Consider the following 15,495-nt stretch of genomic DNA (forward strand, 5'->3'; position numbering starts at 1 on the left):
GATGACATCTCAGTAGGTGGGCCACGGGGCACAGGCGGGGCAGCGGGGGGAGTGACGAGTTGATGGGCACGGCGGAGCGCCAGCGGGCGCCTGAGCAGCAGGTCGGTGAGCGCGGCGAGAGCCGCAGGGAGTTGTGGATCGAGGAGCCTGCGCGCAGACGGCGGCTGCCGGATCCGGTGCGCACGGCCGCCGTGCGCGCGGTCATCATCGTGTCGCTGACGTTGATACAGGCGATGATCGCGTTCCTGAGCGCCGTGGCGGGATCCTGGCTGTCCTTCCCGATGGTGCTCAGCAGTGTGGCCAGCACCGTGGTCGCCACCTGGGGCGTGCTCGACGTGTGGGTGACGCGCCAGGTGTACAACCAGCGGCACGGCGTGGTGTCGGTGCCGAGCAGCACGGCACGCGGGCTGCGGCGTGAGCGGCGCCGGGCCCGCAGGCAGGCGCGGGCCGCGGCGCGCGGCAAGGAGCGCATACGGAGTCGGGGCGGGGCGGGGCAGTTGTCGCATTCCTGAGGGGGCCGAGGGGACATGGCGGTCCCCCCAGCCGCCCAGCCGCTCACACCCCGGCAGGCACCCCCACCCCCGCCGGTTCCGCGGCGCCCGCCGCCAGTGCGCGCCGCATCCGCATGAACGGGCGCGGCCGGTCGACGGCGAGCACCGCCGTGGTCCGCCCCTCCCGCTCGTACGCGACGAGGAAGCCGCCCTCGTCCGGCGAGCCCTCGACCAGGCGCACGGTGTCGTCGGCCCGCCGCCGGCCCGCGAACTGGATGCGGGAGCCGTACTGGTCGGACCAGAAGTACGGCAGCGGGCGGACCGTTTCGACGGTGCTCGCGGCCAGCAAGTTGCGTACGGCGACGCGGGGTTGCTCGGTGGCGCTCGTCCAGTGCTCCGCGCGCTTGCCGCCCACGCGGGCCACGTCCCCGACGGCGACCACGTGCGGCAGCCCGGTGACACAGCCGTCGTCGCAGAGGACCCCGTCGTCCAGGGCGAGGGGCGAGCCCGCGAGCCAGCCGGTGTTGGGGGTGGCCCCGATGCCGACGACGACCACGTCGGCGGGGAGCAGCCTGCCGTCGGACAGCTCCACCGCGCGGACGGCGGTGTCGCCGCGCAGTGCCGCCACGCCCGTGCCGGTCACCAGCGTCGCGCCGCCGCGCGTGTGCAGTCCCGCGCACACCGCGGCCATCTCCGGGCCGAGTTGCGGGAGCAGCGGCAGTGGTGCGGCCTCGACGACCGTCACCTCATGCCCGAGCGCCGCGCACGAGGACGCGGTCTCGGCGCCGATGAATCCGCCGCCGATCACGACGACCCGCTGCGAGCCGACGGCCAGTTCCGCGCGCAGGGCGCGGGCGTCGTCCAGCGTGCGCAGGGTGTGCACGCCCGCCAGGCCGGGCCCCGGCAGCCGGCGGGCGGACGCCCCGGTGGCGATGACCACGCCGTCGCTCGGTACGGTCCTGCCGTCGTCGAGAAGGACGGTGCGGCCACGCGCGTCGAGGCCGCGGGCGCGCGTCCCGAGCAGCCACTCGGCGGCGAGCTCGGCCGTCTCCTCGCCGTCGGTGAGGGCCAGTTGGGCCTCACCCGACCGGCCGGTGAGGAAGTCCTTGGAGAGCGGGGGCCTGTCGTACGGCTGGTGCGGCTCGTCGCCGACGATCACGAGCCGGCCGTCGAATCCCTGGGCACGCAGCTCGCGCGCCGCGTAGAGCCCGGCGAGCGAGGCGCCCACCACGGTGATGGTCCTCATGCGGCGGAGCCCTCCTCCGCTGCCAGGTGGACATGGATCGTTCCGTCGTCGACGCTCACCCGGTGGGTGCGCACGGCGCGGCGTGCGGGCAGGCAGGTCGGTTGCCCCGTACGGAGATCGAATGAGGCGGCGTGCAGCGGGCATTCGACCAGACAGCCTTCGAGCCACCCCTCGGAGAGAGAGGCGTCCTGGTGGCTGCAGGTGTCGTCGATGGCGTAGATCTCGCCCTCGGCGTTGAACACCGCAACGGGCGGTGTGGTGTCGACACGGACGGATTCGCCCACGGGGAGGTCTTCAAGGCGGCAGACGGGAATCATGGGCCCCCCTCTCTTGATCTCTCTCGTAGATCTCGCTGGCCCGGTCCTGACACCTTCTCGGTACAGGACCCTTCGGTAACATGATGTTTCACATGGCGCACGAGGGAGCGCTATGCGCAACAGAATCCGGGCGGGAAGCCCACCGCGTCAAGGGCTTCCCGCAGATGCGGCTTCAACAGGCCGCAAGGTGGTGAGAGTTGAGATATGACCCGCACGCGGAAACAGCCTGATCAGAACGAGGAGCCGCGCGAGAACGAGCCCGGGGAGTCACGCGAGAAGCAACCGAAGGCGGCCCCGGGGTCCGTCCAGTCCGTGGACCGCGCCGTGAGCGTCCTGGAGATACTCGCCCGGCTCGGAGAGGCCGGGGTCACCGAGATCGCCGACGAGCTCGGGGTGCACAAGTCGACGGCCTTCCGGCTCCTCGGCGTCCTGGAGAACCGCGGCCTTGTCGGCCAGGCGAAGGACCGCGGGAAGTACTTCCTGGGCGCCGGCGTACTGCGCCTCGCGGGGGCGGCGGCAGTGCGTCTGGACGTCTCCCAGGAGGGCGGCCCGGTCTGCCGTGAACTCGCCGACGAGCTGGGCGAGACGGTCAACATCGCGATCCTCGACGACGACGCCGCGGTCAACATCATGCAGGCGCGCGGCCCGGCGTCCGTGACCGCGCAGAACTGGCTGGGCAGACGCACTCCGCTGCACGCCACGTCCAGCGGCAAGATCCTCCTGGCCCACTTGCCGACGACGCTGCGCGAGGGGCTTGTCGCCCGTACGCTGCCGCGCCTGACCGAGCACACGGTGACCGGCACGGTGGCGCTGCGCGGCGAGCTGGAGGCCGTCGTCGAGCAGGGGTACGCCATCGCCGTGGAGGAGCTCGAGGTGGGCCTTGCCGCCGTCGCCGCCCCGGTGCGCGCACACGACGGCAAGGTCATCGGGGCGCTGAGCGCGTCGGGGCCGGTGTACCGCCTGACCGACGAACGGCTGACCGAGCTCGCCAAGCGCACGGTCGTCGCGGCGGTGGAGCTCTCGCGGCGGATGGGCTACGGCTTCTGAGGGACCCGCGCTGGACACGGAGGACGAGGGCGGAACCAGGGATTCCTGGTTCCGCCCTCGTCGCGTTTCCGCACGCACCCTCGTCGCGTTTCGGCACGCACCCTCGCCTCGTTTCCGTCGCGAATCCGTATTCGCCCCAGTCGCGTGTCGATCGTGTTTCGCCGTGCCCTGCCGATTTGCCAAGGCTTAACTCCCACCCCTTGACGGCCTCTTGATGGCGTTCCCACTATGTCTCTCATAGCGCAACCCGTCGTGCAGTGCGCAACAGCAGAGGAGCCTGGCCGTGCCACACGAGGTCCGTGCCGTCGTCGCCATGAAGAAGGGCGCACCCGTCGAGGTGCAGACGATCGTCGTGCCAGATCCCGGACCGGGAGAGGTACTTGTCTCCGTGCAGGCCTGCGGGGTCTGCCACACGGATCTGCACTACCGGGAGGGCGCGATCAACGACGACTTCCCGTTCCTGCTCGGCCATGAGGCGGCCGGCACCATCGAGGCGGTGGGCGACGACGTCACCGATCTCCGCCCCGACGACTACGTGGTCATTGCCTGGCGTGCCCCCTGCGGAGCCTGCCGCTCCTGTCTGCGCGGCCGCCCCTGGTACTGCTTCGACTCACGCAACGCCGCTCAGCCCATGACCCTCCTGGACGGCACCCCCCTGAGCCCCGCCCTCGGCATCGGCGCCTTCGCCGAGAAGACCCTGGTCGCCGCCGGGCAGGCGGTGAAGGTCGACCCGGCGGCCCGCCCCGAGGCCGCCGGGCTCATCGGTTGCGGTGTGATGGCCGGTTACGGGGCCGCCGTGAACACCGGCCGGGTCGGCCGCGGCGACACCGTGGCCGTCATCGGCTGCGGCGGGGTCGGCAACGCCGCGATCGTCGGCGCCTCGCTTGCGGGGGCGCGCCGCGTGATCGCCGTCGACATCGACGAGGCCAAGCTCGACGGGGCGACCCGGTTCGGCGCCACGCACACCGTCAACTCCCGCGGCACGGACCCCGTCGACGCGGTGCGCGAGCTGACCGGCGGCTTCGGCGTCGACGTGGCGATCGACGCGGTCGGCCGCCCGGAGACGTACAAACAGGCCTTCTACATGCGGGATCACGCGGGCGTCCTTGTCCAGGTCGGCGTGCCCGACCCCGAGATGACGATCGACCTGCCCCTGATCGACCTGTTCTCGCGCGGCGGCGCCCTCAAGTCCTCCTGGTACGGCGACTGTCTGCCGAGCCGTGACTTCCCGATCCTCATCGACCAGTACCTCAGCCGCAGGTTCGACCTGGGCGGATTCGTCTCCGAGACCATCGCGCTCGACCAGGTCGAGGAGGCGTTCGGCAGGATGCAGCGCGGCGAGGTCCTGCGTTCGGTGGTGGTCCTGTGAGCGACCGCGTGCCCGCACCTGAGCCCGACGCCCCCGCGCCCCGCGTCGTCGTCATCGGCGCCGGCATCGTCGGCTGTTCCCTGGCCGACGAGCTGACCGCCCGCGGCTGGACCGACGTCACCGTCCTCGAACAGGGGCCGCTGCCCGCCCCCGGCGGCTCCACATCGCACGCCCCCGGGCTCGTCTTCCAGACGGGACCGTCCAAGACGCTGACCGCCTTCGCGACGTACACGGTCGAGAAGTTCGGCTCCCTCGAAGTGGACGGCCTCTCCTGCTTCAACCCGGTCGGCGGCCTCGAACTCGCCACCACCCCCGAACGCTGGGCCGACCTGCACCGCAAGGCCGGATACGCCGCCTCCTGGGGAATCCGCGCCGAACTGGTCGGGCCCGCGCGGTGCAAGGAGCTGTGGCCGCTCATCGACGAGAGCCGGGTCATCGGCGGCCTGCACACCCCCGACGACGGGCTCGCCCGCGCCGTGCTCGCCTGCCGCGCGCAGATCGAGCGGGCACGCGCGCGTGGCGCCCGTTTTCTCGAACGGCACACTGTCACCGGCATAGAGCGGGAGGACGGCCCCACGGGTGGCCGCGTCACCGCCGTCGTCACCGACCGGGGCACCTTCCCCGCCGACCACGTCGTATCGGCGGCGGGCTTCTGGGGTCCGGTGATCGGGCGCATGGCCGGCGTCGACATACCCCTGCTCCCCCTTGCCCATCAGTACGCGAAGACCGAGCCGCTCCCCGAGCTCGCGGGCGTCAACGACCCACGTACGGAGGCTTCGAGGCCGATCCTCCGATTCCAGGATCGTGATCTGTACTTCCGTGAGCACACCGACCGCATCGGTATCGGTTCGTACGCCCACCGTCCGCTGCCCATCGACGCGTTCACGGTCCCGGCGTACGACGACGCCGAGGAGATGCCGTCCTCGTACCCCTTCACCGAGGAGGATTTCGCGCCGAGTTGGGAGGACTGCGGCTGGCTGCTGCCCTCCCTGCGCGACACCGAGGTCGCCAAGGGCTTCAACGGCGTCTTCTCCTTCACGCCGGACGGGATGCCGGTGCTCGGTGAGTCCCGTGCGCTGCGCGGCTTCTGGCTGGCCGAGGCGGTGTGGGTGACGCACTCCGCGGGTGTCGCGAAGGCCGTCGCGGAGTGGATGGTCGACGGACGGCCCTCCATCGACGTACACGACTGCGATCTCACGCGCTTCGAGGACGCCCAGCGCTCTCCCGCGTACATCGCCGACCGGGGTGCACAGCAGTTCGTCGAGGTCTACGACGTGCTGCATCCCCTGCAGCCCATGGAGCAGCCCCGGCCGCTGCGGGTCAGCCCCTTCCACGCCCGGCAGCAGGAGCTCGGCGCCGTCTTCCTGGAGGGCGGCGGCTGGGAGCGTCCGCACTGGTACGAGGCGAACGCCCCGCTCGCCGCGGACGTCGAGGTGCCCGAGCGCGACGCCTGGTCTGCTCGCCACTGGTCGCCGGTCGCGGCCGCCGAAGCGAAGGCCACCCGCGAGAAGGTCGCCCTCTACGACATGACGCCGCTGCGCCGCCTGGAGGTCTCGGGCCCGGGCGCGCTCGACTTCCTGCAGCACATGACCTCCAACAACCTGGCCAAGAAGCCCGGTTCGGTGACGTACACGCTGCTCCTGGACGAGGCGGGCGGCATCCGCTCCGACCTCACCGTGGCCCGCCTCGCACCCGACCGCTTCCAGGTGGGCGCCAACTCCCCCGCCGACCTGGACTGGCTCCTGCGCCACGCCCCTGACGGCGTCCACCTGCGGGACATCACATCGGGCACCTGCTGCATCGGCGTCTGGGGGCCGCTCGCCCGCGAGCTCGTCCAGCCGCTCACCCGCGACGACTTCTCGCACGAGGGGTTCGGCTACTTCAAGGCCAAGGAGACGTACATCGGGCATGTCCCGGTGACGGCGATGCGCCTGTCGTACGTGGGCGAGTTGGGCTGGGAGCTGTACACCGGCGCCGACACCGGGCTCCGGCTCTGGGACACGCTCTGGGAGGCGGGGCAGCGGCACGGCGTGATCGCCGCTGGACGGTCGGCCTTCAACAGCCTGCGCCTGGAGAAGGGTTACCGGGCCTGGGGCCATGACATGACCGCCGAGCACGACCCGTACGAGGCGGGCGTCGGCTTCGCCGTCCGGATGAACAAGGGCGACTTCGTGGGGCGTTCGGCGCTTGAGGCGAAGGGGACCCCGGAGCGCAGGCTCACCGCGCTGCTGCTCGACGACCCGGCCGCCGTCGTGCTCGGCAAGGAGCCGGTGTCCATCGACGGGGCCGGGGTCGCCGCCGGGTATGTCACCAGCGCCTCGTACGGCTACACGCTGGGCCGTTGCGTCGCGTACGCCTGGCTGCCGCCCCTGGAGGCGGGAACGGCGACGCACATCGAGTACTTCGGCGAGAAGGTTCCCGCGACCGTCGCCGACGAGCCGCTCTTCGACCCGAAGATGACCCGCATCCGCCGCTGACCGCCGTTCGCCGCGCCCCTTGTGAGGAGTACGTCACCGTGACGACGACCCCGATCTCCGACAGCCTCGTCTCGACGCTGCCGGGCCACTTCTACACGGATCCGGAGATCTTCCGGCAGGAGCAGGAGCGCGTCTTCGAGTCCCTCTGGTTCTGCGCGGTGCGCTCCGCCGACCTCGACAAACCCGGCGCCTTCCGCACCGTCCAGATCGGCCGCGAGAGCGTCCTGGTCACCCGGTCCCGCTCCGGAGAGCTGCGGGCCTTCCTGAACATCTGCCGGCACCGCGGCGCGCGGCTCTGCACCCAGGAGTCGGGCGAGGTCCGCCGCAATCTCCAATGTCCCTACCACGCCTGGACGTACGACCTCGACGGCAAGCTGATCGCCGCGCCCAACCTGGTGAAGATGCCCGACGTCGACCGCACCGCGTACGGCCTGGTCAAGGTCGCGCTGCGAGAATGGCTCGGCTACGCCTGGGTGTGCCTGGCCGATGAACCGCCCTCCTTCGAGGAGACCGTCGTCGGCGCCGCGGTGGAGCGTCTCGGCGACGCGGCGTCCATCGAGCGCTACGGCACAGAAGGGCTCGCCCTCGGCAAACGCGTCACCTACGACGTGCGGGCCAATTGGAAGCTGATCGTCGAGAACTTCATGGAGTGCTATCACTGCGCGACCATCCACCCCGAACTGACCGAGGTCCTGCCGGAGTTCGCCGACGGGTTCGCCGCCCAGTACTACGTAGGGCACGGCGCCTCGTTCGGCGACGAGGTCAGCGGCTTCACCGTCGACGGCAGCGCGGGCTTCGGCCGGCTGCCCTCGGTCGCCGACGACCAGGACCGCCGCTACTACGCGATCACCATCAAGCCGACCGTCTTCGTCAACCTCGTCCCCGACCATGTGATCCTGCACCGGATGTTCCCCCTCGCCGAGGACCGCACGGTCGTCGAGTGCGACTGGCTGTACGCACCCGACGTCGTCGCGTCCGGCGCCGATCTCGGCAAATCCGTCGAGCTCTTCCACCGGGTCAACGAACAGGACTTCGCGGCCTGCGAGCGCACCCAGCCCGCGATGGCGTCACGCGCCTATCGCGGGGGCGGGGTGCTCGTGCCGACCGAGCACCACATCGGGATCTTCCACCAGTGGCTGGCCGATCGGCTTGCTTAGGAAGCCGTAGTCGGCCTCTTGTACATCCGCGTCGCCGTGATCTCCCCGTGCACCGTCTCCTCGGCCGGGTCCTGCTGCGGCAGGCCCGGCCGCAGGTGCTCCTCGACGCTGATGTACTTCAGGCCCGCACGCAGGTCCGCGTCGTTGCGCAAGCGGATGACCAGCGGGAACTCTGCCAGCGCGGTCGTGTCGAACAGCCCTGTGGTGTAGAGCAGCTGCACGCCGAGCGCGTCCGACACGGCCCTCTGGAGCTCCAGGAGATACGTCGCGTTGGCGCGGCCGATGGGGTTGTCGAGGAACAGCGTGCCGGCGTGCCGGTGCTTGTCACGGCCCCGGTCGTTGCTGCGCAGCGCGGCCATCGTGCAGTACAGAGCGATGGCCGCGGTGAGCAGCTGGCCGCCGGAGAAGACGTCGCCCATCTGCCCGACGGGCACCCGCTCGGCACGGAGCACGGCGTCCGGCTTGAGGATCTCCACGGCGATGCCGCGCGGCTCCAGGGCGGCCTGAACTCCGCGCAGCAGCAAGGACATTCCGTCCCGCCGCAGATCGGAGTTCTTCTTCACGGCCGCCCGCGTGGCGTCGTCGATGACCTCGCCGAGGCGCTCGGTCAGCGTCGCCTGGTCGGGTTCGTCGAAGCGGACCCGCAGGAACTCCTGGCCCGACCACTCGCCCAGGCCCTCGGGCAGCTGGGAGAGACGCTGCGCGGAACGGAGCGTGGCGAGCGAGGACTCGACCAACCCGCGCAGCCGGTCGACGATGCTGTCGCGGTTGCGCTCCAGCTGCTCCAACTCGTCGGTGAGGACCCGCAGTCGGGGTGCGAAGGCGTCCGCCCACTTCTTGGCGTGCTCCGGCAGCGCGGAGGCGGGCAGTTCGCGGATCTGCTGGCGGGCGGGGGTGCGTACCTGCTCGTAGCGGGTGGAGTTCGCATGGCGTACGAGGATGTCGCCGGCCTCGCGGACGGCGGACTCGGCGGCGGAGAGGTCGGCGGCGCAGCCGCGCAGCGAGCGGCGGGTCTCGGCCGCCGACTGGCGGGCCTCTTCGAGGGAGCCGGGGAAGGGCTCGGGCTCGTCCGTGTCCTCCTCATCTTGGTGCTCGCGCAGCAGGTCGCGCAGGAGCGCGGCCGTCTCGTCGAAGCCCCCGGCGGCATCCTCGGCGGCGCGGTGGGAGTGCAGCAGGGCGGCGTGCGCGTCCTTGGCCCGGCTCAACGCCTCGGTGTGGGCGGCCAGTTCCGAGGTGGCGGTGCGCAGCAGGGTCTGTGCCTGCTCGGCGTCGGCGGGCACGAGCTCTTCGGGGAGCTCGGTGTGCGTGTCGCCGTCCTCGGGGGCGAGCCGCTCGGCCTCGCCGCGGAGCCTGCCGAGCTGCTCGCTCGCGCTGGACGCGCGGGTCTCGATGAGCTGGACCTGGGCTTCCGCGCGGGCGGCCGCGGCCTGCCGGGACGGGCCGTCGGAGCCGTCGGTGCCTTCGAGGAGGAGGGCGGCGCGGGTGCGGACCTTGTTGCTGAGCCGGTCGAGTTCGGCGAGCGCGCCGCTCTCGTCGCTCTCCGCTCGGGCCTGCTCGGCGCGCAGGTCGGCGCCGACGCCGACCTTCTCGTAGAGCTGGGACGCGGCGCGGTAGGCCTCGCGCAGGGCCGGGAGGGAGGACTTCGGGGCGTCGGTGCCTTCCGGCACGTCCTCGGGGGCGCCGGCGATCTCGGCACGCTCGGCGCGCAGGGCGCGGGCGGTGCGGCGGGCGTCGTCCGCCGCGCGCTGGGCGGCGCGGCGGTCCTCGTCGGCGGCGCGGGCGCGGTCCAGGCAGGTCTGTGCGCGGGACTCCGACTCGATGGCGTCGTCGGCGAGTTCACGCAGCTTGGTCTGCCAGCCCGCGCGCTCGCGGAGCCGGAAGGCGAGCCCCGCGAGGGCGTCGGCGACGCGGCGGGCGCGCTGGGCGGCCTCCTGCCGCTCGTCACGCACGCGTGCCGCTTCGGCGGCCGCCTCGTCGGCCTCGGCGCGGATGGTCCTGGCCTCGGCGAGCTCGGCCTCGGCCTCCTCGGCGAAGGCGCGGGCGCCGCGTGCGGCGGCGGCCAGCTCGTCGAGCCGTCCCGCCGGGCAGCCGGTGCGCCAGGAGGCGAGCCGCGCGGCGAGCTCACGGTCCTTGGCGAGGCGGACGGCGAGCGCCCTGATCTCCTCGTCGCGCTGAGCGGCCCGTGCGCGCAGCGTCTGCCGCTCCTCGTCGGCGGCGTGCTCGTCGTGCATGGCGGGGTTCGGCGGTACGAGGAAGACTCCCCCGTCGCCCGCTTCGTCGGCCGGGGTAGGGGCTAGGAGCGCCGCTGCCGTGCCCACCGCGACCGCCGAGCGGGGCAACAGCGCGGCGCCGTCGAGGGCTTCGCGGGCGCGTGCGTGGGTGGCCGGGTCGGTGATGACGACGCCATCAACCAGCTCGGGCCGGGCGGCGAGCACGCGCGCGTGGTCGACGGGGTCGACGGCCTGGGCCAGATAGCGCCACCCGGGCAGCGCGGGGATGCCGTGCTCGCCGAGGAACTCGACGGTGGCCAGGACGTCGGGGCCGGGCGGCAGCAGTCCGCCGTCACCGAGGGCGCCCAGGATGCGGGAGTCGTCGGCGGCGGCGGTCCGCAGCTCGAAGAGCTGCCGCTCTGCGGAGCCGACGCCGTCTTCGAGAAGCGTGCGCAGGTCGTCGGCGCTGCGGTCCAACTCCGCTACGGAGAGGGGGCCTTCGGCTGGGGTATGGGTGGCGGTGGCGCTGGAGCCGCCGTCCGTGCCGGACCCCGCGGCCGCGCCGGAACCCGGGGCCTCGACTGCCGGGGAGCCTTCGCCTGTGGCGTCGCCGGAGTGCGCGGTGCCGTCGCCGTCCGTACCCGCGCCGCCCCGCGCCCCCTGCCGGGGCTGCGGCACCCCTCCTGAGGACCCCCCGGTCGGCAGCCCTAGCAGCTCGGCGAGGCGCTCGTCCTCGGCGATCGATTCGGCGGCCCCGCGTTCGGCGTCGTACGCGTGCTCGGCGGCGTCCGCGGCGTCCGACGCGCGGGCCGCGGTGAGTTCGGCGCGGGCCTCGGCGGCGCCCGCCTCCTTGGCGTGCTCGGCGGAGCGCAGCGCGGCCTCGCGGGTGCTCTCCCAGGCGGTCACCGCGCTCTTCTCGGCGTCGCTGGCCGCCAGTGCCGCGCGCGCGGGGTCGGCGTCGGGCGCGGTGTCGTCGAGCCAGCCCGCACGGACGGCCTCGGCGGTCTCCTGCTCGACCTCGGCAAGGCGCTGGCGCAGGTGCCCTGCCTCGCTGCGGGCGCGCTGCGCCTCTGTCGCGGCGGAGGTGGCGTCGCGGTGGGCGGCCTCGCCGGTCTCCTGGAGTGCGGCCGAGCGCTCCTCCTCCTCGTTGGCGAGCGACTCGGCGCCCTCGGCCGCGGTGTGCAGGACCCGTACGAGATCGGCCGCCGCCTTGGCGCGGGCGGCGAGCGCGGGCGCGGCGTCCCGCTCGGCCTCCAGGATCGCGGCGGCCACGCGCGCGGAGCGGTCGGCGGCCGCGCGGTGACGAAGCACGGCCTCGGCGGCCTGCCAGGCGGAGTGCAGCTGACGCGCGTCGGCCAGCTCGCGGCGCTGGGCTGCGGCGGCCTTCTCGGCGACGGTGAGCGCCAACGACGCGTGCCGGAAGGCGAGTTCGGCGGCGATCAGCGCTGACCGGCCGCGGGCCTGCTCGGCCGTGGTGACGGTGTGCGCGGCGGCGGTGACCCGCTCGGCGAGTTCGGCGGCGCGGCCCCGCTCGGCGACGGCCCGCGCGGAGAGCCGGCGGGCGAGTGTCCGGGTGCGCCGCTCGGCGCCCGCGTGCACGTCACGCGCGCGTGCCCGCGTTTCGGCGGCGTCGACGATCCGCCCCAGCAGATCGACGGAGCCCGCGGTGAAGTCCCGCTCGGCGATGAGTTCGGAGCGGCGCCCCAGCTTGTTGCCGAAGCCGTGGACCAGGTCGGCGAGGCCGTCCGTGTCGCGGGTGTCCGTGACGGCGCGAAGGAGCAGGTCGGTGAAGTCGGAGTCCTTCTTGACCGCGAAGAGACCGGCGGCCTCACCCTCGTCGGCGTTCATCTCGCGCTGGTAGCGGAAGAGTTCGGGGTCGAGGCCCAGGTCGCCGAGGTGTTCGTTCCAGCGGTCGTGGATCTCTTCCCAGTGCACTTCGAGGTGGGGGTACGCCTTGACCGCCTCGGTCATCGCGTCGCGGAAGCCCTTCATGGTGCGGCGCCGTCCCTGGGCGCCCGACGCGCCTTCCACGGGCGGCCGCACGGCGGTGGACTCGGCGACGGGCAGCGAGTCCAGGCTCATGCCGGGTCCGGGCCTGAAGGAGTACCAGGCCTCGGCGAACTTGCGCGGGTCGTTGGAGACCTGCCGTCCGCGCCACTCGCTGACCTTGCCGACGACGACGCACTCGCCGGTCAGGGTGTGCTGCCACTCCAGGGCCACGTGCCCGCAGTCGTCGGCGAGAAGGAACTTGCGAAGGACTCCGGAGCTGGCGCCGCCGAGCGTGTTGCGGTGGCCCGGCAGCATCACCGAGAAGATCAGCTTGAGCAGTACGGACTTGCCGCCGCCGTTCTCCAGGAAGAGCACGCCCGCGGGCGCCGGGCGGCGCGGCGGGCCGACCGGCTCCTCCTCGAAGAACTCCGCCTGGGCGGGCGCGGGGTCGGGCACCTCCGCGCCCACGCCGCGCAGGTCAAGCACGGTGTCGGCGTAGCGCGCACCGGCGGGGCCGATGGAGTAGAGGCGGACCCGGGACAGCTCGTACATGGCGGCGGACTCTCGTCGTAAGTCGTGGGGAACGGCGGGACGTTGAAGTGCGGTGGGCGGCGGTGACGTCAGGAGTGGAAGGGCAGGCCCGCGTCGGCGGCCAGCTCCAGATCGTCGGTCTCGTCGGGAGGCAACAGGGTCGCGGACCCGTCGGTGACGGGCACGATGCCGAGTTCGAGGAGCTCGGCCATGGCCGCGCCGCCCGCCATGTCGCGTACCTGAAGCTGGTAGCGCGCGGTCGTGCGATACGTCCCGCCGGAGTCGTCGCCCGTGCGCTGCAGGAACCCGGAGTCGGTGAGGAACGCGACGGCCTTGCCGATGATCCCGGTGGTCGAACCGGCGAGCCTGCGGGCGTCCTTGGTGGCGCCGGTGGAGCTGCGCCGCGCCCAGATCCGCCAGGCGGCCTCGAGGCCGGGGGCGTCGGTCGCCGGGTCGGTGTTCTCGCCCTGCTCCTCGGCGCGTTCCTCCAGGCGGTGACAGGCCTGGCGTACGAAGGCGTCGACGCCATTGACCGTGACCCGGCCGATGTATCCGTCGTCGGCGAGGTCCTCGGGGCGCGGGAACGCCATGGCGGCGACGGCGAGATGGGCGAGGCCGTGCAGGAAGCGGTCGGTGGAGTCGGCGGCGGTCCTGCGCGCGTAGTCGCCCATGCGGACGGCGAACACGGAGTCCTCGGCGGCGGTCACGGCCATCCCCGCGCGCGGGGACACCTCCAGGACGACGAGTCCGAGCCCGGCGGCGACGGCGTCGGCGAGCCGCGCGAAGGGCGGGTCCTCGCGGTACCTGCGAAGGAGTTCGGCGTACTCCTGGTCGCGGGCGGGCTGCAGCTTGGGCTGCAGGCCGAAGGCGACCAGGCGCGCGGCGTCGGCGGCGTCGGCCGGGGTGACGGCCGCGGGCGCGGCGGGCGCCACAGGCACCGTCGGGGGACCCGGCTCGCCCCACGCGGCGTGCTCTGCGGGGTGATCGGTCACGGCTTGTGCTCCTTGCGGCGGTCGTACGGGAAAGTCCTGGGAGGGGCCGGGGTGTTCACGCGGCCTCCATCCGGTCGGCGGAGGGAGTGTTCACGCGGCCTCCGTCCGGTCGGCGGCCATGCCCGCGGCGTCGAGCAGGGCCGTGCCCACGATGAGGTCGGCGCCGCCGAACTCCGGGTCGTCGAGTTCCGTGCCGTCGTCCACGGCGAACAGGAGCTTCTCCTCGCCCTGGCGGTAGGCGGTGCCGACCGGCGGGCTCGCCGCGTGGACGGCCAGGAGGGCGACCAGATAGGGCAGTTCGGTGTCGCGGCCGCGGGCGTCGGCGAGCAGTCCGGAGAGGCGGCGTGGCGCGTCGGCGGGCAGGTCGAGCAGCTCCATGGCGCTCGCGAGCTGCTCCTCGCTGAAGCGGCTGTCGTCGGGCGTTGCGATGAGGTCGGGCTCGGGCATCTCCACGCCCAGGTGCTCGCGCTCCTGCGGCGGCGTGAGCAGTATGTCGACCAGGTCCCCGACACGTACGGAGACAGGCGTGCGCAGCCCCGTCCCGCGCGCGAAGAAGGCGTTGGTCACGCGGCTCGCCTGCTCGACCGGGAGCGGCAGGAGCGGCGCGACCAGCTGCCCGTACAGATCGAGGCCGGTGCGCGCGGTGGGCGCCGCGAAGGCCTGGCGGTCCTGCTCGGCGCGGAACAACGGCCCCGCTTCGAGGAGCCGGGACTGCAACTGCGTGTGGCGGCGGATGCAGTCCTTGACGATGTCGACGAGCTCGGCGGCGCGGCGCTTGTGCTCGGGGTCCTCGGACTCGTCGCGGGCCTTGCGGATGTTCGTCAGGATCGCGTTCTCGTGGCGGTAGCGGTCGGCGACGTGGTCGAGTGCCTCGGCGATCATGTCGGGGACTGCCTGCAGCCAGTCCACCGCGCGCACGTTGCGCCGGGTCGCGTCGAGGGCCTTGCGGAGGGTCTCCGAATACTGCACCGTCCGGTAGCGCGCCTGCTCGGCGGCGAGCTGGGCGTCGGCGAGACGGCCGCGGCTGATCAGGACCTCGAGCTTCACCTCGGCGGCGATCTGGGCGCTGGTGACGTCGGTGTCGAGGGCGCCCACCAGGACGTTGACCGCTTCGTCGGTCGTGCGGAGGTAGACGCTGCCGCCGTACCCGGGCACCTCCTCGATCAGCTTGAAGTCGTAGTCCCTGCGCACATACGTGCCGTCGGGCGCGAAGGTGCCGTACACGGCGCGGAAGCCGCGGTCGACGCTGCCGACGTTGATCAGGTTCTCCAGGACCCAGCGGGCCACCCGCTCGTGCTCGGCGGCGGGGCGGCGGGGGGCCTGCGCGGCGACGCGCGGGAGCAGCCTGGCCACTATCTGCTCATGGTCGGCGCCGGTGTCGAAGTCCATGTTGAGCGTGACGAGGTCGATGGCGGAGAGGGCCACCTCCGCCATCGCGTACACGGTGTACTCGCCCGCCAGGTTGGCCTTGCGCGTGTCCAGGTCGTGCAGCGGCGCCGTGCAGGCGAGCGCGCGGAGCCGCCGCGCCAGGCCCTCGTCGGCGGCCGGGCCCAGAGCGGGCCTCGGCCCCGCGCTGAGCTGGGGCGGAGCGGTGTCCGTAACGGCAGGCGAAGTCACGGTGCACAGACTAGGTCCTCGGTCTGACAACGGTCGAAACGGCGCAGAAGCG

10 protein-coding genes are annotated in these 15,495 nt (G+C 72.9%); 5 read left to right on the plus strand and 5 right to left on the minus strand.

Annotation, left to right across the window (positions count from 1 at the left end; all coding sequences use genetic code 11):
* The first annotated feature begins 62 nt into the window (after window positions 1-62).
* Window positions 63-512 carry a hypothetical protein gene (locus AB0O76_RS19410; protein ID WP_365492431.1) on the plus strand — a complete coding sequence of 150 codons (450 nt, stop codon included), beginning with the start codon at window positions 63-65 and terminating at the stop codon, window positions 510-512.
* 43 nt (window positions 513-555) lie between these two features.
* On the opposite strand, the gene AB0O76_RS19415 is transcribed toward AB0O76_RS19410, so the two are convergent.
* Both AB0O76_RS19415 and AB0O76_RS19420 read right to left on the minus strand, forming a co-directional pair.
* Complete coding sequence (locus tag AB0O76_RS19415; protein WP_365492433.1) at window positions 556-1,737, minus strand: FAD-dependent oxidoreductase; 1,182 nt, start codon at window positions 1,735-1,737, stop codon at window positions 556-558.
* Entirely contained in the window at window positions 1,734-2,054 is a 321-nt protein-coding gene (locus AB0O76_RS19420; RefSeq protein WP_365492436.1) for a bifunctional 3-phenylpropionate/cinnamic acid dioxygenase ferredoxin subunit, read from the minus strand. The genes AB0O76_RS19415 and AB0O76_RS19420 overlap by 4 nt, the downstream gene beginning before the upstream one ends.
* A 204-nt stretch (window positions 2,055-2,258) precedes the next feature.
* Between AB0O76_RS19420 and AB0O76_RS19425 the strand changes: the two genes are divergently transcribed.
* The 4 genes from AB0O76_RS19425 (at window position 2,259) to AB0O76_RS19440 (ending at window position 8,104) form a co-directional block, all read left to right on the plus strand.
* Window positions 2,259-3,101 carry an IclR family transcriptional regulator gene (locus AB0O76_RS19425; RefSeq protein WP_365492439.1) on the plus strand — a complete coding sequence of 281 codons (843 nt, stop codon included), beginning with the start codon at window positions 2,259-2,261 and terminating at the stop codon, window positions 3,099-3,101.
* 283 nt (window positions 3,102-3,384) lie between these two features.
* Complete coding sequence (locus tag AB0O76_RS19430; protein WP_365492442.1) at window positions 3,385-4,470, plus strand: S-(hydroxymethyl)mycothiol dehydrogenase; 1,086 nt, start codon at window positions 3,385-3,387, stop codon at window positions 4,468-4,470.
* On the plus strand, window positions 4,467-6,947 hold the full coding sequence (locus AB0O76_RS19435) for an FAD-dependent oxidoreductase (RefSeq protein WP_365492445.1): 2,481 nt from the start codon (window positions 4,467-4,469) through the stop codon (window positions 6,945-6,947). The genes AB0O76_RS19430 and AB0O76_RS19435 overlap by 4 nt, the downstream gene beginning before the upstream one ends.
* Before the next feature lie 38 nt (window positions 6,948-6,985).
* Window positions 6,986-8,104 (plus strand): aromatic ring-hydroxylating dioxygenase subunit alpha, encoded by a 1,119-nt coding sequence (locus AB0O76_RS19440; protein ID WP_365492448.1) that lies wholly within the window; start codon window positions 6,986-6,988, stop codon window positions 8,102-8,104.
* Here the strand turns inward: AB0O76_RS19440 and AB0O76_RS19445 are convergent.
* The 3 genes from AB0O76_RS19445 to AB0O76_RS19455 form a co-directional block, all read right to left on the minus strand.
* Window positions 8,101-12,855, minus strand: a complete 4,755-nt coding sequence (locus tag AB0O76_RS19445) for a hypothetical protein (protein ID WP_365492451.1) — start codon at window positions 12,853-12,855, stop codon at window positions 8,101-8,103. The two genes, AB0O76_RS19440 and AB0O76_RS19445, sit on opposite strands and share 4 nt — an antisense overlap.
* Before the next feature lie 68 nt (window positions 12,856-12,923).
* Complete coding sequence (locus AB0O76_RS19450) at window positions 12,924-13,772, minus strand: hypothetical protein (RefSeq protein WP_365493092.1); 849 nt, start codon at window positions 13,770-13,772, stop codon at window positions 12,924-12,926.
* Between the two features lie 144 nt (window positions 13,773-13,916).
* A complete protein-coding gene (locus AB0O76_RS19455; RefSeq protein WP_365492454.1) occupies window positions 13,917-15,443 on the minus strand; it encodes a hypothetical protein in 1,527 nt (508 codons plus the stop codon).
* Window positions 15,444-15,495 lie beyond the last annotated feature (52 nt).

Source organism: Streptomyces sp. NPDC086554, from assembly GCF_040686095.1.
In the GTDB taxonomy this organism is placed as follows: Bacteria; Actinomycetota; Actinomycetes; order Streptomycetales; family Streptomycetaceae; genus Streptomyces.

Coding starts and splice junctions, on each gene's coding strand:
- AB0O76_RS19410 (WP_365492431.1), top strand. CDS start 63: ATGGGCACGGCGGAGCGCCAGCGGGCGCCTGAGCAGCAGGTCGGTGAG.
- AB0O76_RS19415 (WP_365492433.1), bottom strand. CDS start 1,737: ATGAGGACCATCACCGTGGTGGGCGCCTCGCTCGCCGGGCTCTACGCG.
- AB0O76_RS19420 (WP_365492436.1), bottom strand. CDS start 2,054: ATGATTCCCGTCTGCCGCCTTGAAGACCTCCCCGTGGGCGAATCCGTC.
- AB0O76_RS19425 (WP_365492439.1), top strand. CDS start 2,259: ATGACCCGCACGCGGAAACAGCCTGATCAGAACGAGGAGCCGCGCGAG.
- AB0O76_RS19445 (WP_365492451.1), bottom strand. CDS start 12,855: ATGTACGAGCTGTCCCGGGTCCGCCTCTACTCCATCGGCCCCGCCGGT.